General features: G+C 71.7%; 17 protein-coding genes. 8 read left to right on the forward strand and 9 right to left on the reverse strand.

The features are described 5' to 3' along the window. The first annotated feature begins 188 nt into the window (after positions 1 to 188). Entirely contained in the window at positions 189 to 3,245 is a 3,057-nt protein-coding gene (locus tag MID12_RS28050) for an NPCBM/NEW2 domain-containing protein (protein ID WP_263171665.1), read from the forward strand. An 87-nt stretch (positions 3,246 to 3,332) separates the two neighbouring features. Here MID12_RS28050 and MID12_RS28055 read toward each other — a convergent pair whose 3' ends face one another. From MID12_RS28055 to MID12_RS28080, 6 genes are all read right to left on the reverse strand, one after another. Continuing rightward, positions 3,333 to 4,367 (reverse strand): PAC2 family protein, encoded by a 1,035-nt coding sequence (locus tag MID12_RS28055; RefSeq protein ID WP_052482665.1) that lies wholly within the window; start codon positions 4,365 to 4,367, stop codon positions 3,333 to 3,335. A gap of 123 nt (positions 4,368 to 4,490) precedes the next feature. After that, positions 4,491 to 5,549 (reverse strand): LLM class flavin-dependent oxidoreductase, encoded by a 1,059-nt coding sequence (locus MID12_RS28060; protein ID WP_263171668.1) that lies wholly within the window; start codon positions 5,547 to 5,549, stop codon positions 4,491 to 4,493. Between the two features lie 295 nt (positions 5,550 to 5,844). Beyond that, positions 5,845 to 7,449, reverse strand: coding sequence for a glycerol-3-phosphate dehydrogenase/oxidase (locus tag MID12_RS28065; RefSeq protein WP_040254937.1), 1,605 nt, complete (start codon positions 7,447 to 7,449; stop codon positions 5,845 to 5,847). Between the two features lie 43 nt (positions 7,450 to 7,492). Then, positions 7,493 to 9,046, reverse strand: a complete 1,554-nt coding sequence (glpK, locus tag MID12_RS28070; RefSeq protein WP_040254938.1) for a glycerol kinase GlpK — start codon at positions 9,044 to 9,046, stop codon at positions 7,493 to 7,495. A gap of 39 nt (positions 9,047 to 9,085) precedes the next feature. Then, complete coding sequence (locus MID12_RS28075; protein WP_040254939.1) at positions 9,086 to 9,874, reverse strand: MIP/aquaporin family protein; 789 nt, start codon at positions 9,872 to 9,874, stop codon at positions 9,086 to 9,088. Positions 9,875 to 10,302: 428 nt separating this feature from the next. Beyond that, positions 10,303 to 11,067: an IclR family transcriptional regulator gene (locus MID12_RS28080; protein WP_040254940.1), complete on the reverse strand. Its 765-nt coding sequence runs from the start codon at positions 11,065 to 11,067 to the stop codon at positions 10,303 to 10,305. A 441-nt stretch (positions 11,068 to 11,508) separates the two neighbouring features. On the opposite strand from MID12_RS28080, the gene metH reads away from it, so the two are divergent. From metH to MID12_RS28095, 3 genes are all read left to right on the forward strand, one after another. Next, positions 11,509 to 15,024, forward strand: a complete 3,516-nt coding sequence (gene metH, locus MID12_RS28085; protein WP_040254941.1) for a methionine synthase — start codon at positions 11,509 to 11,511, stop codon at positions 15,022 to 15,024. Between the two features lie 164 nt (positions 15,025 to 15,188). Continuing rightward, positions 15,189 to 15,884 carry an HAD family hydrolase gene (locus tag MID12_RS28090; protein ID WP_263171673.1) on the forward strand — a complete coding sequence of 232 codons (696 nt, stop codon included), beginning with the start codon at positions 15,189 to 15,191 and terminating at the stop codon, positions 15,882 to 15,884. Positions 15,885 to 16,292: 408 nt separating this feature from the next. Beyond that, positions 16,293 to 17,897 (forward strand): ABC transporter substrate-binding protein, encoded by a 1,605-nt coding sequence (locus MID12_RS28095; RefSeq protein ID WP_263171676.1) that lies wholly within the window; start codon positions 16,293 to 16,295, stop codon positions 17,895 to 17,897. 112 nt (positions 17,898 to 18,009) lie between these two features. Here MID12_RS28095 and MID12_RS28100 read toward each other — a convergent pair whose 3' ends face one another. Further along, entirely contained in the window at positions 18,010 to 18,681 is a 672-nt protein-coding gene (locus MID12_RS28100) for a response regulator (RefSeq protein WP_263171679.1), read from the reverse strand. Between the two features lie 41 nt (positions 18,682 to 18,722). Further along, a complete protein-coding gene (locus MID12_RS28105) occupies positions 18,723 to 19,640 on the reverse strand; it encodes a RecB family exonuclease (RefSeq protein WP_263171682.1) in 918 nt (305 codons plus the stop codon). Positions 19,641 to 19,773: 133 nt separating this feature from the next. Here MID12_RS28105 and MID12_RS28110 point away from each other — a divergent pair, with 133 nt between their 5' ends. The 3 genes from MID12_RS28110 to MID12_RS28120 all read left to right on the forward strand — a co-directional run bounded on the left by MID12_RS28110 (position 19,774) and on the right by MID12_RS28120 (position 23,240). Next, positions 19,774 to 21,432 carry a site-2 protease family protein gene (locus MID12_RS28110; protein ID WP_263171685.1) on the forward strand — a complete coding sequence of 553 codons (1,659 nt, stop codon included), beginning with the start codon at positions 19,774 to 19,776 and terminating at the stop codon, positions 21,430 to 21,432. Positions 21,433 to 21,553: 121 nt separating this feature from the next. Further along, positions 21,554 to 22,456, forward strand: a complete 903-nt coding sequence (locus MID12_RS28115; protein WP_040254944.1) for a tRNA (adenine-N1)-methyltransferase — start codon at positions 21,554 to 21,556, stop codon at positions 22,454 to 22,456. Positions 22,457 to 22,661: 205 nt separating this feature from the next. Next, a complete protein-coding gene (locus MID12_RS28120) occupies positions 22,662 to 23,240 on the forward strand; it encodes a hypothetical protein (protein ID WP_040254945.1) in 579 nt (192 codons plus the stop codon). Positions 23,241 to 23,368: 128 nt separating this feature from the next. Here MID12_RS28120 and MID12_RS28125 read toward each other — a convergent pair whose 3' ends face one another. Then, positions 23,369 to 23,677, reverse strand: coding sequence for a ferredoxin (locus MID12_RS28125; protein ID WP_040254946.1), 309 nt, complete (start codon positions 23,675 to 23,677; stop codon positions 23,369 to 23,371). 261 nt (positions 23,678 to 23,938) lie between these two features. Between MID12_RS28125 and arc the strand changes: the two genes are divergently transcribed. Beyond that, positions 23,939 to 25,711, forward strand: a complete 1,773-nt coding sequence (arc, locus tag MID12_RS28130; RefSeq protein WP_040254947.1) for a proteasome ATPase — start codon at positions 23,939 to 23,941, stop codon at positions 25,709 to 25,711. The last annotated feature ends 124 nt before the right edge of the window (positions 25,712 to 25,835 follow it).

Here is a 25,835-nt window from a genome sequence, read left to right on the forward strand (position 1 = left end):
CCGGGCACGCCTCCCGGGCACGGGGAGCGTCGACCCCGGGGCTCGGGAAGCGGCGCTCCCGGAGTCGGCCCAGTGCCGGACAAAACCTCATATTCCGCACAGGCCCCCGGACTTCCCCGCGAAGTTCGGGGGCCTTCCTTTACCCGGAACCCTTGCCTCGCTGCTCGAATCTGCGCTAAAAGCTCAACATGCAATCACGAATACGCAAGAGAGTGGCCCTTGCGGGAGCCCTCGCGGGACTTCTCGCGACATTTGTGGGAACGGCGGGTTCGGCCCAGGCCGAGGACCCCGCGGCCGAGGAGGGCACGACCGTCGGCAAGGTGACGGGCTTCGCGGCGAAGGGCTCCGTCTACCAGCTGTCGGCGGGCGCGGCGAAGGCCCGCGTCAGCTTCGTCGACAAGGAGACCTTCCGGATCGAACTCGCCCCGGACGGCACCTTCACCGACCCGACCGGCAAGGACATCGTGCAGCCGCAGGGCAAGCCCCCGGCGACCCGGTGGAAGGAGAAGGGCGACCGCTACGAGCTGAGCACCGGCGCGGTCACCTTGCGGGCCTACAAGTCCCCGCTGCGCTTCGCGCTGTACCGCGCCGACGGCAGCAAGGTCTGGGAGGAGACCAAGGGCCTCACCTGGACCAAGGACAGCACCACCCAGACCCTCGACCGCGGGGCGGAGGAGCAGTTCTACGGCGCCGGGATGCAGAACGGCCGCGGCAACACCTCGCACCGGGGGCAGCGGGTCGAGGTCGGTGTCGACTACAACTGGGACGACGGCGGGCACCCCAACTCGGTGCCCTTCTACCTCTCCTCGGCCGGGTACGGCGTCTTCCGCAACACCTACGCGCCGAACACGTACACCTTCGACGAGCCGGTCACCGCCGCCGCGAAGGAGAAGCGCTTCGACGCCTACTACTTCGCGGGCGACACCGCCAAGGACGTCATCGGCGACTACACCCAGCTCACCGGGAAGCCCTTCCTGCCGCCCCTCTACGGCCTGGAGATCGGCGACTCGGACTGCTACCTGCACAACGCCAACCGGGGCGAGCGGCACACCCTGGACTCGCTGAAGGTCGCCGACAAGTACCTGGAGAACGACCTCCCGCTCGGCTGGATGCTGGTCAACGACGGCTACGGCTGCGGCTACGAGAACCTCGCCGAGACCGGCACGGGCATGAAGGAGCGCAAGGCGGAACTCGGCATGTGGACCGAGGACGGCCTCGACAAGCTCGCCGACCAGGTCAAGGCGGGCCAGCGGGTCGCCAAGCTGGACGTGGCCTGGGTCGGCGACGGCTACAAGTTCGCCCTCGACGGCTGCAAGGACGCCTACCGGGGCATCGAGGACAACAGCGACGCCCGCGGCTTCACCTGGGCACCCGAGGCCTGGGCCGGTGCCCAGCGCTGCGGGGTGCAGTGGTCCGGCGACCAGTCCGGCAGCTGGGAGAACATCCGCTTCCAGATCCCGACCTACGCGGGCGCCACCATGTCCGGGCTCGCCTACACCACCGGCGACGTGGACGGGATCTTCGGCGGCAGCCCCAAGACGTACGTCCGCGATCTGCAGTGGAAGTCGCTGCTGCCGATGACGATGACCATGGACGGCTGGGCGCCCAGCGACAAGCAGCCCTATGTCCACGGGGAGCCCTACACCGCCATCAACCGCAAGTACCAGAAGCTGCACGAGTCGCTGCTGCCGTATCTGTACTCCTACGCCCATGAGGCCACCGAGACCGGCGTGGGCGCGGTCCGCCCGCTCGCCCTCGAATACCCCGAGGACCCGAAGGCCGCGACCGACGCCGCCAAGTACGAGTTCCTGACCGGTGAGGACCTGCTCGTCGCCCCGGTCTACGAGGACACCGACGTACGCGACGGGATCTATCTGCCGAAGGGCACCTGGACCGACTACTGGACCGGCCGGACCTATGAGGGCCCGACCACGCTGAACGGCTACAACGCCCCGCTCGACACCCTGCCGATGTTCGTCAAGGCCGGTGCGACGGTGCCGATGTGGCCCGGCATCAGGTCCTACAAGGACCGCGACCCGGAGGACCAGGTCGCCTGGGACGTCTACCCGCAGGGCAGGTCCTCCTTCACGCTCTACGAGGACGACGGCGTCACCCGCGAGCACCGGGACGGCAAGTCCTCCACCCAGCGGGTCGAGGTGCGCGCCCCGCGGCAGGGCGGCGGCGACATCCGCCTCGACGTGGGCGCCGCCGAGGGCTCCTTCGACGGCAAGGCGGAGCAGCGGCCGTACTCCTTCAGCCTGCACACCGGTGACGCGCCGAGCGCGGTGCGGATCGGCGGGCACCGGCTGCGCGACCTCGGTTCCGCGGCGGCGTACGAGAAGGCCGAGGAGGGCTGGTACTACGACCGGGACGACCGGGCCGGGGTGATCCACGTCAAGACCGCGCCGCGCTCCACCGGCCGCCCCTTCACCCTGCACGCCGAGGACACCAGCGCGGTCGGCGGCAAGGTGCCGGGCGCCGGTGCGGGGGTCAGCGCCCCCTCCGGCCAGGAGATCCCGGTGGGCACCGCCTCCACCGTCCGCTTCGGCGTGACGGCGGGTACCCGGGACGCCACCGGGGTGCGGCTCGCCCTCGACCTCCCGGAGGGCTGGCGGGCCGAGCCCCTGAAGGACCTCCGGCGGATCCCCGCGGGCACCACCGCCAAGGTGGACGTGAAGGTCACCCCGCCCGCCGACGCCGAGTCCGGCGAGCGCACCCTCAAGGTCCGCGCCCGCTACACGGCCGCCGGCGAGGACCGCGCGGTCTTGGGCGCCTTCGGGGTCGCCGCGGTGCCGAAGCCGCCGAAGGGCGACACCTGGGCCGGCGACCTGGACTGGCTGAACGACACCAACGGTTACGGGCCCGCCGAGCGCGACCAGAGCAACGGCGAGTCCGCGGCCGGTGACGGCAGGCCCCTCAGCCTCGCGGGCAAGAGCTACGAGAAGGGGATCGGCACCCACGCGAACTCCGACATCGAGGTCCACCTCGGCGGCCGGTGCTCCCGCTTCACCGCGGACGTGGGCATCGACGACGAGATCAAGGACTACGGCGAGGTGGCCTTCTCCGTGGAGGCCGACGGCAAGGTGCTGTGGACCTCGCCGAAGCTCACCGGGACCTCGGACACCGTCCCGGTCGACCTGGACGTGACCGGCGCCCGGCACGTCCACCTGAAGGTCACCGACACCGACAAGAAGAAGACCGGCGACCACGGCGACTGGGCGGCGGCCAAGTTCCACTGCGCATAAGGGATTGCGCGCACGGAGCGGCGGCGGGCCGGTGGCATCCACCGGCCCGCCGCCGTGTCCTCGTCTCGACTCGGCCCTCTCGGGGGCTCAGTCCTCCGGCGGCTCCTCCGAGCCCGAGCCCGAACCGGACCCGCCGGACCCGGAACCCGGCCCGGACCCGCCCTCGTCCTCCGCGGACGGCTTCGGCGAGCGCGGCGGCTTGGCCCGACCGCTCGGGCCGGTGTCCCGCAGATACGGGGAGGTCTCGCCGCTCTCGGTGGCGTGGCCGCCCGCCGCGGGGCCGCCGTCCCTGCGGCGCAGATAGCGCTCGAACTCGCGGGCGATGGCCTCCCCGGAGGCCTCCGGCAGCTCCGCGGTGTCCCGGGCCTCCTCCAGCGACTGCACGTACTCGGCGACCTCGCTGTCCTCGGCCGCCAGCTGGTCGACGCCGAGCTGCCAGGCGCGGGCGTCCTCGGCCAGTTCGCCCAGCGGGATCCGCAGGTCGATCAGGTCCTCCAGGCGGTTCAGGAGCGCCAGGGTCGCCTTCGGGTTCGGCGGCTGGGAGACGTAGTGCGGGACCGCCGCCCACAGGCTCACGGCCGGGACCCCGGCGTGCGTGCAGGCCTCCTGGAGGATGCCGACGATCCCGGTGGGGCCCTCGTAGCGGGTCTCCTCCAGGTTCATGGTGCGGGCCAGGTCGGTGTCGGAGGTGACCCCGCTGACCGGCACCGGCCGGGTGTGCGGGGTGTCGCCGAGCAGCGCGCCGAGGACGACCACCAGCTCCACGCCCAACTCATGGGCGAAGCCGAGGAGTTCGTTGCAGAACGAACGCCAGCGCATGGACGGTTCGATGCCGCGCACCAGGACCAGGTCACGGGGCTTGTCGCCGCCGACGCGGACCACGGACAGACGGGTCGTCGGCCAGGTGATCTTGCGGGCGCCGTTCTCCAGGAAGACCGTGGGGCGGTTGACCTGGAAGTCGTAGTAGTCCTCGGCGTCCAGCGCCGCGAAGACCTCGCCCTTGAACTCCTTCTCCAGATGCGCGACCGCGGTGGAGGCAGCGTCACCGGCATCGTTCCAGCCCTCGAACGCGGCCACCATGACCGGGTCGACCAGCTCGGGAACCCCCTCGAGCTCGATCACCCAGCGCCTCCTTCCGACGTGCCCTCGTGTACGCCCCAACCTTACGGGCTCCGCGGCACTCGCTCCGCAGCTCCGGGTGGACAGGGGGCGGGCACCCGGGCACGCGCGCCGGGCGCCCGGCGCTCACTCCCACAGGGTGCTCGGGGCCTCCCGCCGCACCACCGGCGCGATCTCCTCGGCGAAGCGCCGCAGGGTCTCCCGCTGCTCCGGCCCGCCGAGGCCGAAGCCGTCCACGGTGACCGACTGGAGGTCGTGCCCGTAGAGGGCGTGGTAGCCGAGGATCTTGTCGATGATCTGCTGCGGCGAGCCGATGAGCTGCGGTCCTTCTTCGACGGCCTCCTCGATGGTGCGGTACGGGGTGTTGTAGCCCGCCTTCCCGGCGAGTTCGGGCTTGAAGGTCCGCCGCACGCTCGCCTCGTACAGCTCCTTGTAGCGGGAGACGGCCTGCTGCGAGCTGTCCGCGATCAGCAGTCCGCCGGAGCCCGCGGCGACCCGGGCCCGCGCCGGGTCGTGGCCGTACTCCGCGAAGCGCTCCCGGTAGTGGGCGATGAGCTTGGCGTAGGCCGCCCGGGGCTGGATCGCGTTGGCGGTGAAGAGCGGGTCGCCGTACCGGGCGGCCAGTTCGGTGGAGTGCAGGCTGGTCGCCGAGCCGTGCCAGATCCGCGGCGGATCCCCGAAGGGCCGCGGCAAGGTGGTCGCCCCCTTCAGCGGTGGCCGGAACTCGCCGGTCCAGTCGACGCCTTCCTCGCGCCAGAGCCTGCGCAGGAGTTCGTACTTCTCGCGCTGGAGGTCCCACTGGCGCTCCTCGTCGAGCCCGAAGAGCGCGAAGTGGCCCGCCTCCGCGCCCTTGCCGACGACGAGTTCTATCCGGCCGCGGGAGAGCTGGTCCAGGGTGGCGTAGTCCTCGGCGACCCGGACCGGGTCGAGGACGGCGAGCACCGTGACGCCGGTCAGCAGGCGGATGCGGGTGGTGCGCGCGGCGAGCGCGCCGAGTACGACGGTGGGGCTGGAGGAGAGGAAGGGCCCGGCGTGCCGCTCGCCGACCGCGAAGGCCTCGAAGCCGAGCCGCTCGGCCTCCTCGCCGAGCGCCACCACCTCGGCCAGGCGGTCGGCGGGGGAGGGGAGTTCGCCGGTCAGGGGGTGCGGGGCGTGGCTGACGAGCGAGAGCAGCTGGAACTTCACCGGGTTTCCTTCCGCCGGGCGGCCCCCGCCCGGGGCGGCGGACGGGACGCCTCCACCCTCACTCCGGTCCGTTGCGGGCGGATGTACGGCGTATGGCGGGGTCCGGCTGCCGGACACACCGCCAGGGACTTCCCCCGGATCGCGAGCCCGGCCCGGCAGGAAGGCCCGACCCGGGAGAGAGACCCGATCCGGAGGAAGGGCCCGAGCCGGAAGAAGGAGCCGAGCCGGAGGAAAGGCCCGAGGGGCGGCCACCGAAGTGACCGCCCCTCGGGCCCTGTTGCCGAGAGCCTGCCGCTCAGCGGCGCAGCAGGTTCTCCACCTTGCCGCGGATGTCCTCGGTGTCGAGGCCGCGGATGGTCAGGGTGGTGCGGCGGCGCAGGACGTCCTCCGCGGTCTCGGCCCACTCGTGGTCGCGGGCGTAGGCGACCTGGGCCCAGATCTCCGGGGCGTCCGGGTGGATGCGCTCGGCCAGTTCGGGGCGCTCCTCGGCCAGGCGCGCGATGTCCAGGGCCAGCGAACCGTAGTGGGTGGCCAGGTGCTTGGCGGTGTCGGCGGCCATCCGCGGGCCCGGGGCGGGGCCGTCCACGAGCAGCCGGTGGGTGACGGCGCGCGGGTTGGCGATGCCCGGCAGCGGCAGCCGCTTGGGCAGCTGGGACTGCGGTTCCATGTCCTCGCCGAGCGGCCGCCCCGGCAGCGTGGCGAGCTTGTTCATCACGGTGCGGCCGATGTGCCGGAAGGTGGTCCACTTGCCGCCCGCCACCGAGAGCATGCCGCCGGGACCCTCGGTGACCACCGTCTCCCGCTTGGCCTTGGAGGTGTCGCCGGGCCCGCCGGGCAGCACCCGCAGTCCGGCGAAGGCGTACGTCATCAGCTCGCGCTTGAGCTGGTTGTCGCGGACCGAGAAGGCGGCCTCGTCGAGTATCTGGTCGATGTCGCTCTCGGTCACCGCCACCTCGCCGGGGTCGCCCTCGAACTCCTCGTCGGTGGTGCCGAGCAGGAGCATGTCCTCCCAGGGCAGGGCGAAGGTGATGCGGTACTTGTCGATCGGGGTGGCGAGCGCGGCGCGCCAGGGGGCGGTCCGCTTGAGGACCAGGTGCGCGCCCTTGGAGAGCCGGATCGAGGGGGCCGCGTCCGGGTTCTCCATCCGGCGCAGGTGGTCCACCCAGGGGCCGGTGGCGTTGAGCACCAGGCGCGCCTGCACCCCGAACTCGGCGCCGTCCACGCGGTCCCGCAGCTCGGCGCCGCTGACCCGGCCGCGGGTGAAGCGCAGCCCGGTGACCTCGGCGTGGTTGAGGACGACGGTGCCTGCCTCGGCCGCGGCGCGCACCGTCATCAGGGCCATCCGCGCGTCGTTCATCTGGTCGTCGCCGTAGACCGCCACGGCTTTGAGGCCCTCGGTGCGCAGCTCGGGGACGTCCTGCTGGGCCTTGGCGGGGCTCAGCAGGTGGCCGACGCCGTCGCCGAAGGCGGAGAGCGCGGAGTAGGCGAAGACGCCGGCGCCGAGCTTGGCGGCGCCGTGCGGGCCGCCCTTGTAGACGGGCAGGTAGAAGGTGAGCGGGTTGGCCAGGTGCGGGGCGACCTGGCGGGAGACGGCCCGCCGCTCGAAGTGGTTCTCGGCGACCAGCCGGACCGCGCCGGTCTGCAGGTAGCGCAGACCGCCGTGGAGCAGTTTGGAGGAGGCGGACGAGGTGGCGCCGGCGAAGTCGCCGGCGTCCACCAGGGCCACCCGCAGACCCGACTGTGCGGCGTGCCAGGCGGTGGAGATGCCCAGGATGCCGCCGCCGATCACCAGGAGGTCGAAGGTCGCCGCGGACAGGCGCTCCCGGGTCTCGGCCCGTTCCGGCCGGGAACCCGCAGTCGGGCGCGTTCCGGGTGCGGGAACGCTCTGCAGGGTGGTCATGTGTCCAACTCCTCTAGTGCTACTGAGAGTTGCCGACCTGCGGTCAGCTCTCGTCGTCGAGCCAGCCCATGGTCCGCTCCACGGCCTTGAGCCAGCTCTTGTACTCGCGCTCGCGGGTCTCCGCGTCCATGCGGGGGGTCCACTCGGCGGCGCGGCGCCAGTTGGCGCGCAGCGCCTCGGTGTCCGGCCAGAAGCCGACGGCGAGGCCGGCGGCGTAGGCCGCTCCGAGGCAGGTGGTCTCGGCGACCATCGGGCGCACCACGGGCGCGTCCAGGACGTCCGAGAGGGTCTGCATCAGCAGGTTGTTGGAGGTCATGCCGCCGTCGACCTTGAGCGTGGTCAGCTCGACGCCGGAGTCCTTGGTCATGGCGTCGGAGATCTCGCGGGTCTGCCAGGCGGTGGCCTCGAGCACGGCGCGCGCGATGTGCGCCTTGGTGACGTACCGGGTCAGTCCGGCGATCACCCCGCGGGCGTCCGAGCGCCAGTACGGGGCGAAGAGGCCGGAGAAGGCCGGGACGAAGTAGGCGCCGCCGTTGTCCTCGACGGAGGAGGCGAGCGTCTCGATCTCGGCGGCCGAGTTGATCAGGCCCATCTGGTCGCGCATCCACTGCACCAGGGAGCCGGTGACCGCGATGGAGCCCTCCAGGGCGTACACCGGCTTCTTGTCGCCGATCTGGTAGCCGACCGTGGTCAGCAGCCCCGAGTAGGAGTTGATCGCCTTCCCGCCGGTGTTGATCAGCATGAAGGTGCCGGTGCCGTACGTGGACTTGGCCTCGCCCTCGGCGAAACAGGTCTGGCCGAAGAGGGCCGCCTGCTGGTCGCCGAGCGCGGAGGCGACCGGCACCCCGCCGAGCAGCTCGCCGAGCGGGCCGCCGGTGACCTCGCCGTAGACCTCGGCGGAGGAGCGGATCTCGGGCAGGACCGCGGCCGGGACCTCCATCGAGGTGAGGATCTTGTCGTCCCACTTCATGGTGTGGAGGTTCATCAGCATGGTGCGCGAGGCGTTGGTGACGTCGGTGACGTGCACGCCGCCCTGGGCGCCGCCGGTGAGGTTCCAGATGACCCAGGAGTCCATGGTGCCGAAGAGGATGTCCCCGGCCTCGGCGCGCTCGCGCAGCCCCTCGACGTTGTCGAGCAGCCAGCGGATCTTCGGTCCCGCGAAGTAGCTCGCGAGCGGCAGCCCGGTCTCGCGGCGGAAGCGGTCCTGGCCGACGTTGCGGCCGAGTTCCTTGCACAGGGCGTCGGTGCGGGTGTCCTGCCAGACGAGGGCGTTGTGCACCGGCTCACCGGTGTTCTTGTCCCAGAGCAGCGTCGTCTCGCGCTGGTTGGTGATGCCGATCGCCTTGATGTCGTCCCGGCCGATCCCGGCCTTCTGGATCGCTCCGGCCACGACTTCCTGGACATTGGTCCAGATCTCGGCCGCGTTGTGTTCGACCCAGCCCGGCTTGGGGAGGATCTGCTCGTGTTCTTTCTGGTCGACGGAGACGATGCGCCCGTCGCGGTCGAAGACGATGCAGCGGCTCGACGTCGTGCCCTGGTCGATGGCCGCGATGAAGGGGCCGGTGCCGTGCGAGTTGCTGGCGGTCTGGTCGGTCACGGTGTGCTCCTCGGGTCGTGGTGCGGTCGCGGGGCGGGATCAGGCGAAGGCGAGCTCGTAGAGTCCGCCCGCCAGGGCGCCGCCGATGAGCGGGCCGACGACCGGGATCCAGGCGTAGCCCCAGTCCGAGCCGCCCTTGTTGGCCATGGGGACCAGGGCGTGCACGATGCGCGGGCCGAGGTCGCGGACCGGGTTGATGGCGTACCCGGTCGGGCCGCCGAGCGAGAGGCCGATGCCGACCACCACGAGGGCGGTGATGAGGACGCCGAGGACGCCGAGGCCCTTGCCCTCGTCGTTGAGGCCCTGGGTGAGGATGGCCAGGACCAGGACCACGGTCGCGATGATCTCGGTGAGGAGGTTCTGCACCGCGTGCCGGATCTCCGGACCGGTGGAGAAGATGCCGAGCACGGGGCCGGCCTGGGGTTCGAGGCGCTCGTCGACCATGCCCTCGGGGCCCGGGGTGTTGACGATCTCGGGGTCCGAGAGGTGGGCGCGGAACTGCCCGTAGTAGGCGACCCAGACCAGGGCGGCGCCGATCATCGCGCCGAGCAGCTGCGAGGCCAGGTAGAGCGGTACGTCGGACCACTCGGTGCCGCCCTGGATGGCGAGACCGAGGGTGACCGCGGGGTTGAGGTGGGCGCCGGAGACACCGGCCGATATGTAGGCGCCGGTGAGCACCGCGAAGCCCCACCCGAAGGTGATGGCGAGCCAGCCCGCGTTCTGTGCCTTCGAGCGCTTGAGCGTGACGGCGGCGCAGACGCCGGCGCCGAGCAGGATGAGTACGGCGGTCCCGATGACCTCGCCGGTGAAGATGTCGGAGCTGGACACCCGCGACTCCTTTGTCCTTCGTCCAGGGGAAGGCGAACCCCGGGTCCCACCGGTGGTTCGTGCCCTCGGGTGAGGGCGTACCGGCCCGTGGCCTTGTCACACCCTAGCGCGTATTGCCGCAAGGTGTTCGACAATGCCGACCGGTGGGCGCGAGTCTCGCGGCGGGGTCACCAACTCGTCAAGACGGTGCGGCTATCGGATTGACTTGGATTTCCGATCGTTATCGATCGTCCGCGCTCCGGCCGCCATCCGCATGTCGGGCGGACCGGGAGGGGCCCTCGGAGTGCCCGCGAGCCGGGCTCGGCAGGCCGCTCGGGGCCGGGGAGAGGAGGCCGCTCGGGCCCGCCGGGAGGGGGTACGGGAAGGCCCTGGGCGGCGCCGGTGCGCCCCGCTGGGCAGGCGCCCCGCCCGGAGGCGCGCGCACCGGCTCAGAAGCGGCTGGCGCCCAGATCCCGGGAGACGGCGCGGGCGCAGTCGCGCACCGAGGCGATCAGGCCGGGCAGCGGCTCGGACTCCTTGCAGACCCGCTCGACGGCCCCGGTCACCCCGACGGCGCCCACCGGCATCCGGCGGCGGTCGTGGATGGGGGCGGCGACCGAGGCGACGCCCTCCCAGGTCTCCTCGATGTCGGTGGCGTAGCCGCGGGCCCGGATCAGGTCGAGGGTGGTCTCGATGCGGCCGAGGCCGGTCACCGTGTGCACGGTGAAGCTGCCCCGCTCGGACTCGACCAGCTCGCTGTGGGCCACCGGGTCGTAGGCGGCGAGCACCTTGCCGAGGGCGGTGGAGTGCAGCGGCTGCATCGCGCCGACCTCCAGGACCTGGCGGCTGTCGTCGGGCCGGAAGACGTGGTGCACGATCAGTACGCCCTGCTGGTGCAGTACCCCGAGGTAGGCGCTCTCGCCGCTGGCCCGGGCCAGGTCGTCGGTCCACACCAGGGCGCGGGCGCGCAGCTCGTGCACGTCGAGGTAGCTGTTGCCGAGGCGCAGCAGCTCCGCCCCGAGCTGGTAGCGCCCGGAGGCGGGGTCCTGCTCGACGAAGCCCTCCTGCTGGAGGGTGCGCAGGATGCCGTGGGCGGTGCCCTTCGCCAGGCCCAGGGCGGTGGCGATGTCGGAGAGGCCCAGCCTGCGCTCGCCGCCCGCGAGCAGGCGCAGTACCGCGGCCGCGCGTTCCAGGGACTGGATGTTGCGTGCCATGCGCGGGGCTCCCTTCGAACGGCCTGGGCGAGAGCGGCGGGGCCGGTGAGGACGGGCAGGGGGCGGCGGCTCGGCGAGCCACCCGGGGCGCTGCGCCCGGGGGCGGCAGCGAAGGAGGTCGGCAAGTAGGGTGCAAGGCCGTGGTGTTCGGCAATGCTGAACACTATCGGTCTTTACCGACCTGCCGCCAATACACGCCACACCGCGTGCCGCGGGTCCGCCGCCCCGCGATCCGCGGCACGGCCGGACCGCCGCGCCCCGCCGCGGGAGGCGGAACACGCCCCTGACGGGCCCCTTCGGCACCGGGGTCCGGACTGTGGCACGGGCGTCCGCGTGCTGGACGCCCTGACGGCCGGGCCCGGGCACGGTTAGGCTGGCCCGGTGCGCCTTCCGCAGGGAAGCCGCAAAGCCGACAGCCGTCGCATCCCAGGGAGCATTCTCATGGCCTCGTTGCCGACCCCCGACCTCGCCGACAGCCGTACCCGTATCGCCGCCTTCCGCGAGGCCCTCGCCACCCGGGTGGTGGTCGCCGACGGCGCGATGGGCACCATGCTGCAGGCGCAGGACCCCAGCCTGGACGACTTCCAGAACCTCGAGGGCTGCAACGAGATCCTGAACATCACCCGCCCCGACATCGTGCGCACGGTGCACGAGGAGTACTTCGCGGTGGGCGTCGACTGCGTGGAGACCAACACCTTCGGCGCCAACCACGCGGCGCTCGGCGAGTACGACATCCCGGAGCGGGTCTACGAGCTCTCCGAGGCGGGGGTGCGCATCGCCCGCGAGGTCGCCGACGAGTTCACCCTCTCCACCGGGCAGCAGCGCTGGGTCCTCGGCTCGATGGGCCCGGGCACCAAGCTGCCGACCCTCGGCCACGCCCCGTACACCACGCTGCGCGACGCCTACCAGCAGAACGCCGAGGGCATGATCGCGGGCGGCGCGGACGCGCTCCTGGTGGAGACCACCCAGGACCTTTTGCAGACCAAGGCCGCCATCCTCGGCGCCCGGCGCGCCCTGGAGGCCACCGGCACCGACCTGCCGCTGATCTGCTCGGTCACCGTCGAGACCACCGGCACCATGCTGCTCGGCTCGGAGATCGGCGCCGCGCTGACCGCCCTGGAACCGCTCGGCATCGACATGATCGGCCTGAACTGCGCCACCGGACCGGCCGAGATGAGCGAGCACCTGCGCTACCTCGCCCGCCACTCCCGGATCCCGCTGGCCTGCATGCCCAACGCCGGCCTGCCCGTGCTCGGCAAGGACGGCGCGCACTACCCGCTGACCGCGCCGGAGCTGGCGGACGCCCAGGAGACCTTCGTCCAGGAGTACGGGCTCTCCCTGGTCGGCGGCTGCTGCGGCACCACGCCCGAGCATCTGCGCCAGGTGGTCGAGCGGGTGCGCGGCGAGGTGCCCGCCGAGCGGACGCCCCGCCCGGAGCCCGGCGCCGCCTCGCTCTACCAGACGGTGCCCTTCCGCCAGGACACCGCCTACCTCGCCATCGGCGAGCGGACCAACGCCAACGGCTCCAAGAAGTTCCGTACGGCCATGCTGGAGGGCCGCTGGGACGACTGCGTGGAGATGGCGCGCGACCAGATCCGCGAGGGGGCGCACATGCTCGATCTGTGCGTCGACTACGTGGGCCGGGACGGCGCCGCGGACATGGCCGAACTCGCCGGGCGCTTCGCCACCGCCTCCACCCTGCCGATCGTGCTCGACTCCACCGAGATCGAGGTGATCAGGGCCGGACTGGAGAAGCTCGGCGGCCGCGCGGTGATCAACTCGGTCAACTACGAGGACGGGGACGGCCCCGAGTCCCGGTTCGCCAAGGTCACCGCGCTTGCCCGGGAGCACGGCGCCGCGCTGATGGCGCTGACCATCGACGAGGAGGGCCAGGCCCGTACGGTCGAGCACAAGGTCGCCATCGCCGAGCGGATCATCGAGGACCTGACCGGCAACTGGGGCATCCACGAGTCGGACATCCTCATCGACACCCTGACCTTCACCATCTGCACCGGCCAGGAGGAGTCCCGCAAGGACGGCGTCCACACCATCGAGGCCATCCGCGAGCTCAAGCGCCGCCATCCGGACGTGCAGACCACGCTGGGCCTGTCCAACATCTCCTTCGGCCTGAACCCGGCCGCCCGTATCGTCCTCAACTCGGTCTTCCTGGACGAGTGCGTGAAGGCCGGGCTCGACTCGGCGATCGTGCACGCCAGCAAGATCCTGCCGATCGCCCGCCTGGAGGAGGAGCAGGTCCAGGTCGCCCGGGACCTGATCTACGACCGCCGCGCGGAGGGCTACGACCCGCTGCAGCGGCTGCTCGAACTCTTCGAGGGCGTCGACACCAAGTCGATGAAGGCGGGCAAGGCCGAGGAACTCGCGGCGCTCCCGCTCGGCGAGCGCCTGGAGCGGCGGATCATCGACGGCGAGCGCAACGGCCTGGAGGCCGACCTCGACGAGGCGCTGGAGACCCGGCCCGCCCTGGACATCGTCAACGAGACCCTCCTGAACGGCATGAAGGTCGTCGGCGAGCTCTTCGGCTCCGGGCAGATGCAGCTGCCCTTCGTGCTCCAGTCCGCCGAGGTCATGAAGAGCGCGGTGGCCCACCTGGAGCCGCACATGGAGAAGTCCGACTCCCAGGGCAAGGGCACCATCGTGCTCGCCACGGTGCGCGGCGACGTCCACGACATCGGCAAGAACCTGGTGGACATCATCCTGTCCAACAACGGCTACAACGTCGTCAACCTCGGCATCAAGCAGCCGGTCGCCGCCATCCTGGACGCCGCCGAGGAGCACAGCGCCGATGTCATCGGCATGTCCGGGCTCCTGGTGAAGTCCACGGTGATCATGAAGGAGAACCTGGAGGAGCTGAACCAGCGCGGCATGGCCGCCGACTTCCCGGTGATCCTCGGCGGCGCCGCCCTCACCCGCGCCTACGTCGAGCAGGACCTGCACGAGATCTACCAGGGCGAGGTCCGCTACGCCCGGGACGCCTTCGAGGGCCTGCGCCTGATGGACGCCCTGATCGCGGTCAAGCGGGGAGTGCCGGGCGCCCAGCTGCCCGAGCTGAAGCAGCGCCGCGTCCGGGCCGCCGCGGCCACCGTGGTCGAGGAGCGCCCCGAGGAGGGCACCGTCCGCTCCGACGTGGCCACCGACAACCCGGTGCCCGCCCCGCCCTTCCGGGGCACCCGCGTGGTCAAGGGCATCCAGCTCGCCGACTACGCCTCCTGGCTGGACGAGGGCGCCCTCTTCAAGGGGCAGTGGGGGCTGAAGCAGGCCCGCACCGGCGAGGGGCCGAGCTACGAGGAACTGGTGGAGAGCGAGGGCCGCCCCCGGCTGCGCGGCTGGCTGGACAAGCTCCAGCGGGAGAACCTCCTGGAGGCCGCCGTCGTCTACGGCTACTTCCCCTGTGTGTCCAAGGGCGACGACCTGATCATCCTCGGTGAGGACGGCGCCGAGCGGACCCGCTTCACCTTCCCGCGCCAGCGCCGCGGCCGCCGGCTCTGCCTCGCCGACTTCTTCCGCCCGGAGGAGAGCGGCGAGACGGATGTCATCGGGCTCCAGGTGGTCACCGTCGGCTCCCGGATCGGCGAGTCCACCGCCGAGCTGTTCGCCGCCAACGCCTACCGGGACTACCTCGAACTCCACGGCCTCTCCGTGCAGTTGGCGGAGGCGCTGGCCGAGTACTGGCACGCCCGGGTCCGCTCCGAGCTCGGCTTCGCGGGGGAGGACCCGGAGGCCATGGAGGACATGTTCGCGCTGAAGTACCGCGGGGCCCGCTTCTCGCTCGGCTACGGCGCCTGCCCCGACCTGGAGGACCGCGCGAAGATCGCCGAGCTCCTGGAGCCGGAGCGGATCGGCGTCGAGCTGTCCGAGGAGTTCCAGCTCCACCCCGAGCAGTCCACCGACGCCCTGGTCATCCACCACCCCGAGGCCAAGTACTTCAACGCCCGCTGACCACCGGGTCCGGCCCGCCGTACGCGAAAGACCCGAGGTGTGCGCCGCCGCACAGGGCGGGCGGGCCCGGTCCGCCGTACACTGGTCGGTCCAGTACAGGCCGGTCGCCCGCGGTTGGGGGCGACCGGCCTGCCCGTCCCCCACGGAAGGCGGTGAGCGGCCAGATGACCAGTACGGTCCCGGCGCTCGGTACCCAGCAGGCGGAGAGCTCCGTGCTCGAAGCCGTCCTGCTCGACATGGACGGCACCCTGGTGGACACCGAGGGCTTCTGGTGGGAGGCCGAGGTGGAGGTCTTCGCCCGGCTCGGCCACCGCCTCGACGAGGCATGGCGCGATGTCGTGGTCGGCGGCCCGATGAGCCGCAGCGCGGGCTTCCTGATCGAGGCCACCGGCGCCGAGGTCTCCCTGGACGAGCTGGTCGTCCTGCTCAACGACGGCTTCGAGGAGCGCATCGGCCGGACCCTGCCGCTGATGCCGGGCGCCGAGCGGCTGCTCGCCGAGCTGACCGCGAACGGGGTGCCCACCGCCCTGGTCTCCGCCTCCCACCGGCGGATCATCGACCGGGTGCTGACCTCGCTCGGCGCCGGGCACTTCGCCCTCACCGTGGCGGGCGACGAGGTCGAGCGGACCAAGCCGCACCCCGACCCGTATCTGCTCGCCGCGGCGGGCCTCGGCGCGGATCCGGTCAGATGCGCGGTGATCGAGGACACCGCCACCGGAGTCGCCGCCGCCGAGGCCGCGGGCTGCACCGTCGTCGCCGTGCCCTCCGTCGCGCCGATCTCCCCGGCGCCCGGGCGCACCGTGGTCCCCTCCCTGGAGAAGGTCGACCTGCGCTTCCTGCGCAGCCTGGTGAAGGGCTGATCAGACCCGGGGCGGTGCCGCCGCCGGACCGGTGCGCGCGGCCCCGCGGCGCCGGGTGGGAAATGGCCGGAAGCGGCTGTTTTCCGCCCGGACGGATCGTGTGAAATCCGCCACCAGCGGACTGACCGCGGCGGGCCCCGTCCCGCTCCGAGCGGGCGGATCCGGGCACCGCCGCGCCTCTTGTGCCCCGATTCGTCAGCCCGTGTTCGAAAGCGGCCCGTGTCGGGGTTTCGCACAGTCCGCGTACGGTTTCGCTGCGTAACCGCGCTCTCGCCCGCTGACGCCCGAGGCGCTCGGATACGGGGGTTAGTGTCAGGCCGTGAGAACCACGCCTCAACCCCCGTACACCACGCGGCCCACCCCCGCCGCGCCCGGAGTCCGGGAACCCAGTCCGGGAGAACTTCGCGCATGAACCGTAAGACCTTGGTGCTGCCGGCCGTCGTCGGCCTGCTGGCCTTCGCGCTCGCAGCCTGCGGGGGCTCCGGTGGCGGCGGCGGGGACGGCGGGGCCATCGTCGTGGGCACCACCGACCGGTTCACCACCTCGAAGGACGCCCCCGCCCCGTTCGACCCGGCCTTCGCCTACGACGCCGGCACCTGGAACGTCCTGCGGCAGACCGTGCAGACCCTCACCGCGGTGCCCCGCGGCGACGGGGAGCCGGAGCCCGAGGCCGCCCGCCGGTGCCGCTTCACCGACACCGGCAACGAGCGCTACGAGTGCACCCTGCGCGAGGACCTGAAGTTCTCCGACGGCACCCCCGTCACCGCGAAGGACGTGAAGTTCTCGCTCGACCGGGTCCGCGCCATCAAGAGCGAGAGCGGCCCGGTCGCCCTCCTGTCGAGCATCGACACCATCGAGACCCGCGGCGCGGACACGGTGGTCTTCCACCTCAACACCGCCGACGCCACCTTCCCGTACAAGCTCGCCACCCCCGCCGCGGGCATCGTCAACCCGGCGGACTACCGGGCCGGGCGGCTGCGCGACGGCTTCGAGATCAGCGGATCGGGCCCGTACCGGATGAAGGCGGAGACCGAGGGCGGCGCGCTCGTCAAGGCCGTCTTCACCCGCAATCCGCACTACCAGGGCCAGTTGAAGCCGAAGAACGACAAGGTGGAGCTGCGCTCCTTCGCCGGTGCCGACGCCATGGGCAGGGCCCTCGACAAGGGCGACATCGACCTGATGACGCGCACCATGTCACCGGAGCAGATCCGCGAGCTGTCCACCGCCACCGGGCGGCACATCAACCTGGTGGAGCTGCCCGGCCTGGAGATCCGCTACCTCGGCTTCAACACCGAGGCGCCCTCGGTCCGCGAGAAGGCCGTCCGCAAGGCGATGGCCCAGCTCGTCGACCGCGGCGCGCTGGCCGCCAAGGTCTACGGCGCCACCGCGGAGCCGCTGTACTCCCTGGTGCCCACCAACATCACCGGGCACGCCAACTCCTTCTTCAACACCTACGGCAGGCCGAGCGACTCCCAGGCCCGCGCCACACTGAAGAAGGCGGGCATCTCCACCCCGGTCAAGCTCACCCTGCACTACACCACCGACCACTACGGCCCGGCGATGAAGAAGGAGTTCGCGCTGCTGCGCGACCAGCTCAACGACAGCGGCCTCTTCCGCGCGCGCATCGAGGGCACCGAGTGGAGCAAGTACCGCCCCGAGCAGCTGGGGGGCGAGTACGCGGTCTACGGACTCGGCTGGTTCCCCGACTTCCCCGACGCCGACAACTTCCTCGCGCCCTTCCTCGACAAGGACAACTTCCTCGGCTCCTCCTACGCCGACAGCCGGATCCGCGAGGAGCTGATCCCCGCCTCCCGCCGCGAGGCCGACCGGCTCGGCGCCGCCGAGAGCCTGGAGGAGATCCAGGACATCGTCGCCGAGGACGTCCCGGTGCTCCCGCTGTGGCAGGGCAAGCAGTACGTGGCCGCCCGCGACGACATCCAGGGCGTGGAGTGGGCGCTGAACTCCTCCTCCGTGCTCCAGCTGTGGGAGCTGAGCCGGGGCGTCAGCGACTGAGGCCCCGGCGGCATCCGTGAACGACGGCGGGCCCGCGGCACTCCGGTGCCGCGGGCCCGCCGCCTCGTTCTCCGCCTCGTTCTCCGCCTCGTCCCGCCCGCGGGCGGGACGCCTACTGGGCCCCGGGGCGCACCAGCCCGCTCTCGTACGCGTACACCGCGGCCTGCACCCGGTCGCGCAGGCCCAGCTTGGTGAGCACATGGCCCACATGGGTCTTCACGGTGGTCTCGCTGACGAAGAGGTCCGCGGCGATCTCCGCGTTGGACAGCCCGCGCGCCACCAGCTTCAGCACCTCGACCTCGCGCTCGGTGAGCGTGTTGAGGGCGTCCGGCACCGGCTCGTCGCCGGAGGGGAGGTGGCCCGCGTACTTGTCCAGGAGGCGGCGCGTGATGCTGGGCGCGAGCATCGCCTCGCCGTCCGCCACCACCCGGATGGCCTGGACGAGTTCGCCCGCCGGGGCGTCCTTGAGCAGGAAGCCGCTGGCCCCGGCGCGCAGCGCCTCCACCACGTACTCGTCGAGGTCGAAGGTGGTGAGCACCAGGACCTTCGCCGGTCCGTCGCGGCCGGGCCCGGTGATCTGGCGGGTGGCCTCCACGCCGTCCATACGGGGCATCCGGATGTCCATCAGGACGACATCGGGCTGCAGGGCGCGGACCTGGTCGAGCGCCTGGAGTCCGTCGCCCGCCTCGCCGACGACCGCGATGTCCTGTTCGGCCTCCAGGATCATCCGGAAACCGGTGCGCAGCAGCGGCTGGTCGTCGACCAGTAGGACACGGATGGCCACGTGAGTCTCCCTCTTGCTAGCCCAGGGGCCGTCCACTCGGATCAGGCGGGATCCGACGGAAGGCCCTGGGCCATTCTGCCCTGTACGGTGCCGTCCGCCGCGGCCGCCCTCACCGGCAGCGGATACGGCGGGGGAGTGCCCCCGAACTCCGGGCAGTGCGCCTGGTGGTCGCACCAGCCGCACAGCTTGGTGGGCCGCGGCCGCCAGTCGCCCGTCTCGGTGGCCTCGCGGATCGCCTCCCACAGCGCGTGCAGCTTGCGCTCCACGCGTTCGAGGTCGGCGGGGACCGGGTCGTAGGTGAGGACGTCCCCGCTGCCGAGGTAGACCAGCTGGAGCCGCCGGGGCACCACCTTCTTCAGCCGCCAGACCACCAGCGCGTAGAACTTCATCTGGAAGAGCGCGCCCTCCGCGTACTGGGGGCGGGGCGCCTTGCCGGTCTTGTAGTCGACGATGCGCACCTCGCCGGTGGGCGCGACGTCGACCCGGTCGATGATGCCGCGCAGCCGCAGCCCCGACTCCAGCTCCGCCTCCACGAACAGCTCCCGCTCGGCGGGCTCCAGACGCGTCGGGTCCTCCAGGGTGAACCAGCGCTCCACCAGCTGCTCCGCCTCGCCGAGCCAGCGGGTGAGCCGGGCGCCGTCCTCGTCCCCCGCGAAGAGCTCCACCAGCTCCGGCTTGGACTCCCGCAGCCGGTCCCACTGGCCGGGCACCAGCGATCTGGCGCGCGGCGCGGTGCGGTCCACGGCCGGGGCGTCGAACAGCCGCTCCAGGACGGCGTGCACGAGCGTGCCCCGGGTCGCCGCCTCGCTCGGCTTCTCCGGAAGCCGGTCGATCACCCGGAAGCGGTACAGCAGCGGGCACTGCATGAAGTCGCTCGCGCGGGAGGGCGAAAGGGAGGCGGGCGCGGCGGGCACAGCGGTCGCCACCCGTGCGGCCGTCCCCTCGGCACTGGTTTCCATGCGCCAGACCCTAAGGCCCCGCACCGACAGCGGACGCATACCATCGACGGCAGCCCCTCTCGCCCTGCATGATCGGGAGCGAGGGTGGCTTCCGGACGAAGAGTACGAAGAGTTGCTTCGACGAGGGGACAGCGTGGACGAGAGCGGGCAGCCGCACCCCGGCGGCCACGGCGCGGACGACCACCGCGACCGGCCGACGGGTTCGGACGGCGCCGACACCGGCTCCGCGTCTCCCGAAGCGGACGGACAGGACAGACCACCACCCGCCGAGGGCCCGGAACCGCCGCGTGCGGAGGGTCCGGTCACCCCGCCCGCCAAGGGCCCGGAACCGCCGCCTGCCGAGGGCCCGGCGACCCCGCCCGCGGAGGACCGCGCACCACGGCCCGCGGAGGCCCCGGCACCCCCGCCTGCCGAGGACCCGGCGGAGAAGGGCGACGGCGGCACCCGCCAAGGCGACCGTGACACCCCCCGAAGCGGCGACGGCGGCGCACCCCCGCCGCCCGCATCGGCCCCGCCCCCCGAGCCCGCGCCGCCGTCCTCCTCGGCCCCCGCGCCCTTCGGGTCCGCCCCGCAGGACGACCACGACCGCGGCCGCGCCCGGGGCAATCCGCGGGGGGCCAAGCCGCCGTCCCGCCGACCCGAGCCCGGCGGCGGCATCCTGATGGGCCGTCCCTTCGGCGTCCCGGTCTATGTGGCCCCCAGCTGGTTCCTGGTCGCCGTGCTCATCACCTGGGTCTTCGGCGAGCAGCTCGAACGCGTGCTGCCCGAACTCGGCGGCGCCCGCTACCTGGTCTCGCTCTTCTTCGCCGTCGCCTTCTACGCCTCGGTGCTCGTCCACGAGCTGGCCCACACCGTCGCCGCGCTCCGCTTCGAGCTGCCGGTGCGCCGGATCCAGCTCCAGTTCTTCGGCGGCGTCTCGGAGATCGAGAAGGAGTCGGAGACCCCCGGCCGGGAGTTCATCCTCGCCTTCGTCGGACCGCTGCTCTCCCTGGTGCTCGCCGGGGTCTTCTACCTCGGCATGCTCGCCGTCGAGCCGGGCACGGTCCCCGGGGTCCTGCTCGCCGGGCTGATGATCTCCAACCTCCTCGTCGCCGCCTTCAACCTGCTGCCCGGACTGCCGCTGGACGGCGGCCGGATGCTGCGCGCCGTGGTCTGGAAGATCACCGGCAAGCCGATGAGCGGTACCGTCGCCGCGGCCTGGGTCGGCCGCGGCCTCGCCCTGTCCGTACTGGTCGGGCTGCCGCTGCTCACCCAGTCCGGCGCGCTCGGCGACGACGCCCAGGAGTTCGGCGGCTGGGACACCCTCACCGACGCCCTGCTCGCCGCGATCCTCGCCGGGATCATCTGGACCGGCGCCGGGAACAGCCTGCGCATGGCCCGGCTGCGCGAGCACCTGCCCGAACTCCGCGCCCGCACCCTGACCCGGCGCGCCGTCCCGGTCGCGTACGACACCCCGCTCTCGGAGTCGCTGCGCCGCGCCAACGAGGCCGGGGCACGCGCCCTGGTGGTGGTCGACCCGGACGGCGAACCCCGCGCCCTGGTGAGGGAGGCCGCCATCGTCGGGGTGCCGCAGCACCGGCGCCCCTGGGTCGCCGCGGGCAGCCTCTCCCAGGAGCTGAGCCCGGGCATGCTGGTCTCCGCCGAGCTGTCCGGCGAGGAGCTGCTCGACGTGCTGCGCGCCACTCCGGCCTCGGAGTACCTGGTGGTCGAGGAGTCCGGTGAGATCTACGGGGTGCTCTCCGCCGCCGATGTGGAGCGCGCCTTCGTCAAGGCGATGGCCCGCCCGAACTGAGCACCGGCGCCCAGCGAGCCCCGCCGCCGGGTCCCGCCCAGGGCGCCCGCCCGGGGTCCGCGCGGGTCACCGCCCGTACACCTGGTCGGGGGCCCGCCGGCCGAAAGGTAGGCTGGTCCCCATGTCCGAACCGACCGGTGCCGCCCGCCGTCGCGGGCCCTTCAAGGTCGGGGACCAGGTACAGCTGACCGATCCCAAGGGACGCCACTACACCTTCACGCTCGAAGCCGGGAAGAATTTCCACACCCACAAGGGTTCCTTCCCGCACGACGAGTTGATCGGTGCTCCCGAGGGCAGCGTCGTCCGCACCACGGGGAACGTCGCCTATCTGGCGCTGCGCCCCCTGCTCCCCGACTACGTCCTGTCCATGCCCCGCGGTGCCGCCGTGGTCTACCCCAAGGACGCGGGGCAGATCCTGGCCTTCGCGGACATCTTCCCCGGCGCCCGCGTCGTGGAGGCGGGGGTCGGCTCCGGCTCGCTGAGCAGCTTCCTGCTGCGCGCCATCGGCGACCACGGGATGCTGCACAGCTACGAGCGGCGCGCGGACTTCGCGGAGATCGCCCAGCAGAACGTCGAGCGCTACTTCGGCGGTCCGCACCCGGCCTGGCAGCTCACCGTCGGCGACCTCCAGGACAACCTCTCCGACAGCGAGGTCGACCGGGTCATCCTGGACATGCTCGCCCCCTGGGAGTGCCTGGACGTCGTCTCCAAGGCGCTCGTCCCCGGCGGGATCGTCTGCTGCTACGTCGCCACCACCACCCAGCTCGCCCGTACCGTCGAATCCCTGCGCGAGATCGGCTGCTTCAACGAGCCGACCGCCTGGGAGTCCATGATCCGCAACTGGCACATCGAAGGACTCGCCGTGCGCCCCGATCACCGGATGATCGGCCACACCGGCTTCCTGCTCACCGCCCGGCGGCTCGCCGACGGCGTGGAGCCGCCGATGCGCCGCAGGCGGCCGGCCAAGGGCGCCTACGGCGAGGACTACGCCGGTCCCAACGCCGACGGCGGCACCCCGCGCTGACCGCCCTGCCCCTGCAACTCCCGGGCCCCGTGCCCGAGTTCCCGCCGCTCCGGTGAACTCGGGCACGGGGCCCGCGCATTGGCGTGCGCGCCCCTTCGCGCGCGGTGCGCGCCGAAGAATGCGCCCCCGGCGTTCCGGCCGAGTGTGACGTATGGCACGATGCTGGCCATCCCCCAGCCGGTACAGCCCACAGGAGACGCTCCTAGTGCAGCAATCCGCCGTCCCGGAACTCGCGCACGCCACCACCCGGCCCATCCACTGGGTGGCCACCGCCGCGGCCGTGGCCGCCGTGCTCGCCGGGTCCTCCTTCCTCCAGCCCGATCACGCCACGGCCGCCCAGCCGGACAAGGGCGGCACCGCGCGCAGCGCGCCGGTCGCCGCACCGGATCCGGACGGAGTGCGCTTCCCGCTGGACTGCGGTCCGGTGGCGGCGAAGGTGCAGCAGCGGGCCAGTGGGGACCTGGACGGCGACGGCAGACCGGAGACGGTGGCCGCGGTGCGCTGCGACGCCGGTTCGGGCAGCCCGCCGGACGGGGTCTACGTGCTGACGCAGCCCTCCGGGGAGGGCGGGAAGCCGCGCGTGGTGGCGACCCTGCTCGACCCCAAGGACCGCAAGAACGCCACCGACTTGACCGTCCGTGACGGACGCGTCGCGGCCACCCTCCTCGGCTACTCCTCGCCCGAGGTGCCCAGTTGCTGCCCCGACCAGAAGCAGAAGGCGAGCTGGCACTGGCAGGACGGCGCCTTCGCGCGCAGCACCGGGGACCAGGCCCGCACCGTGTGAGGCACGCCACGGCCGGTCACCGTCCGTGGCGAGAATCTGGCGAGAAGACGAGCACGAGAAAAGGGGCCCGGGACGCCGTCGACGGCATCCCGGGCCCGGCCTTTTCCTCACCCGGAGCGGTCGCGGAATCACTCCGCGTCGGGCCCGTAGACCTCCACCTTGTCCGAAACCCGGCGTACGTGGATGCAGTCGCCCGGACACTCCTTGGCGGAGTCGCTGACATCCCTGAGGAGGGTCAGCGGTACGGGTGTTGCGGCCCCCGGGGCCTGCAGCAGCTCCTCGTCCGCGCCCTTGACGTAGGCGAGACCGTCGATGTCCAGCTCGAAGACCTCGGGCGCGTACTCCGCGCAGATCCCGTCGCCCGTGCACAGGTCCTGGTCGATCCACACTTCGAGGTCGGCGCCGCCTGGTGCGGGCGCACCGCCTTGGTCCTGCACGGTCTGTCTCCCTGCCGTTCGCGGTGCCGGGCGGCCCGGAAAAAGGGGCAAGTCGGGCCGGCTCCGACGGGTGTTGAACGCTTCGACGATACAACCGCCCGCTTTCCGCGGCCCTCAGGTGGGTATTCCCCTGGCGTGAGGGAGAGCGCAAGGGTGAAGATCGGACACACCCCGTCGGTCTTTGTGATCTAGGGGTTTCAATCGGCACCCACCCAGGTAGGGTCTGGAAGCGTCCAGCTCCCCTTGGAGGAGGTGAGGACCGTGGCAGCCCACGACGACGACATCAACCGCGGCATCCGCCCGGGACGAGGGTCCGAGGACCCTTCCGGTCAGATTGCCTATCTCGAGCAGGAAATCGCCGTCCTGCGACGCAAGCTCGCCGACTCTCCGCGGCACACGAGGATTCTCGAAGAGCGGATCGTCGAGCTGCAGAACAATCTGGCCGGTGTTTCCACCCAGAACGAACGGCTCGCCAATACGCTCCGTGAGGCCCGCGACCAGATCGTGGCCCTCAAGGAAGAGGTCGACCGGCTCGCACAGCCGCCCGCCGGTTTCGGTGTCTTCCTCTTGGCGAACGAGGACGGTACCGCCGACATCTTCACCGGGGGCCGCAAGCTCCGGGTGAACGTCAGCCCGAGCGTGCCCCTGGACGAGCTGCGGCGCGGCCAGGAGCTGATGCTCAACGAAGCGCTCAACGTGGTCGAGGCCATGGAGTTCGAGCGGGTCGGCGACATCGTCACGCTCAAGGAGATCCTGGAGGACGGCGAGCGCGCCCTCGTCCTCGGGCACACCGACGAGGAGCGGGTGGTCCGGCTCGCCGAGCCGCTGCTCGCCGAGGACGTCACCATCCGCCCCGGTGACGCGCTCCTCCTCGAACCCCGCTCGGGCTATGTCTACGAGGTCGTGCCCAAGAGCGAGGTCGAGGAGCTCGTCCTCGAAGAGGTCCCCGACATCAGCTACGACAAGATCGGCGGCCTCGGCGGCCAGATCGAGAGCATCCGCGACGCCGTGGAGCTCCCGTACCTGTACCCGGACCTCTTCAAGGAGCACGAGCTGCGCCCGCCCAAGGGCGTCCTGCTCTACGGCCCTCCCGGCTGCGGAAAGACGCTGATCGCCAAGGCGGTCGCCAACTCCCTTGCCAAGAAGGTCGCCGAGGTCACCGGGCAGCCCGCCGGGAAGAGCTACTTCCTCAATATCAAGGGCCCGGAGCTGCTCAACAAGTACGTCGGCGAGACCGAGCGGCACATCCGCCTGGTCTTCCAGCGGGCCCGTGAGAAGGCCAGCGAGGGCACCCCCGTCATCGTCTTCTTCGACGAGATGGAATCCCTCTTCCGCACCCGCGGCTCCGGCGTCAGCTCCGACGTCGAGAACACCATCGTCCCGCAGCTGCTCGCGGAGATCGACGGTGTCGAGGGCCTGGAGAACGTCATCGTCATCGGCGCCTCCAACCGCGAGGACATGATCGACCCGGCGATCCTGCGCCCCGGGCGCCTCGACGTGAAGATCAAGATCGAGCGGCCCGACGCCGAGGCGGCCAAGGACATCTTCGGCAAGTACCTCACCGAGCGGCTCCCGCTGCACGCGGACGACCTCGCGGAGCACGGCACCGACAAGGCCGCCACGGTGGACGCGATGATCCAGTCCACGGTCGAGGCGATGTACGCCGAGTCCGAGGAGAACCGCTTCCTCGAAGTCACGTACGCCAATGGCGACAAGGAAGTCCTGTACTTCAAGGACTTCAATTCCGGCGCCATGATCGAGAACATCGTCGGCCGGGCCAAGAAGATGGCGATCAAGGCCTTCCTGGAACAGAACCAGAAGGGTCTGCGGGTCGCCCATCTCCTGCAGGCCTGCGTGGACGAGTTCAAGGAGAACGAGGACCTGCCGAACACCACCAACCCCGACGACTGGGCCCGGATCTCCGGAAAGAAGGGCGAGCGGATCGTCTACATCCGTACGCTCGTCACCGGAAAGCAGGGCGCGGACACGGGACGTTCCATCGACACGGTGGCGAACACCGGTCAGTACCTGTAAAAGACGGGTCGGCTGCGGATGCCCCGCGGTGGGGCATCCGCAGCCGCCTGTTTTTCTCCCCGGATCCGGGTACGGCGAATTCCGGCTGGCCGAGGAGAAGCAATGACGCAAATGATCTCCCCAC

This window comes from Streptomyces sp. SCSIO ZS0520 (assembly GCF_025643355.1).
Taxonomy (GTDB): Bacteria; Actinomycetota; Actinomycetes; order Streptomycetales; family Streptomycetaceae; genus Streptomyces; species Streptomyces physcomitrii.

Excerpts from the sequence above, each read along its gene's own strand:
- MID12_RS28050 (WP_263171665.1), top strand. The coding sequence starts at position 189 with ATGCAATCACGAATACGCAAGAGAGTGGCCCTTGCGGGAGCCCTCGCG.
- MID12_RS28065 (WP_040254937.1), bottom strand. The coding sequence starts at position 7,449 with ATGACCACCCTGCAGAGCGTTCCCGCACCCGGAACGCGCCCGACTGCG.
- MID12_RS28080 (WP_040254940.1), bottom strand. The coding sequence starts at position 11,067 with ATGGCACGCAACATCCAGTCCCTGGAACGCGCGGCCGCGGTACTGCGC.
- metH (WP_040254941.1), top strand. The coding sequence starts at position 11,509 with ATGGCCTCGTTGCCGACCCCCGACCTCGCCGACAGCCGTACCCGTATC.
- MID12_RS28090 (WP_263171673.1), top strand. The coding sequence starts at position 15,189 with ATGACCAGTACGGTCCCGGCGCTCGGTACCCAGCAGGCGGAGAGCTCC.
- MID12_RS28095 (WP_263171676.1), top strand. The coding sequence starts at position 16,293 with ATGAACCGTAAGACCTTGGTGCTGCCGGCCGTCGTCGGCCTGCTGGCC.
- MID12_RS28105 (WP_263171682.1), bottom strand. The coding sequence starts at position 19,640 with ATGGAAACCAGTGCCGAGGGGACGGCCGCACGGGTGGCGACCGCTGTG.
- MID12_RS28115 (WP_040254944.1), top strand. The coding sequence starts at position 21,554 with ATGTCCGAACCGACCGGTGCCGCCCGCCGTCGCGGGCCCTTCAAGGTC.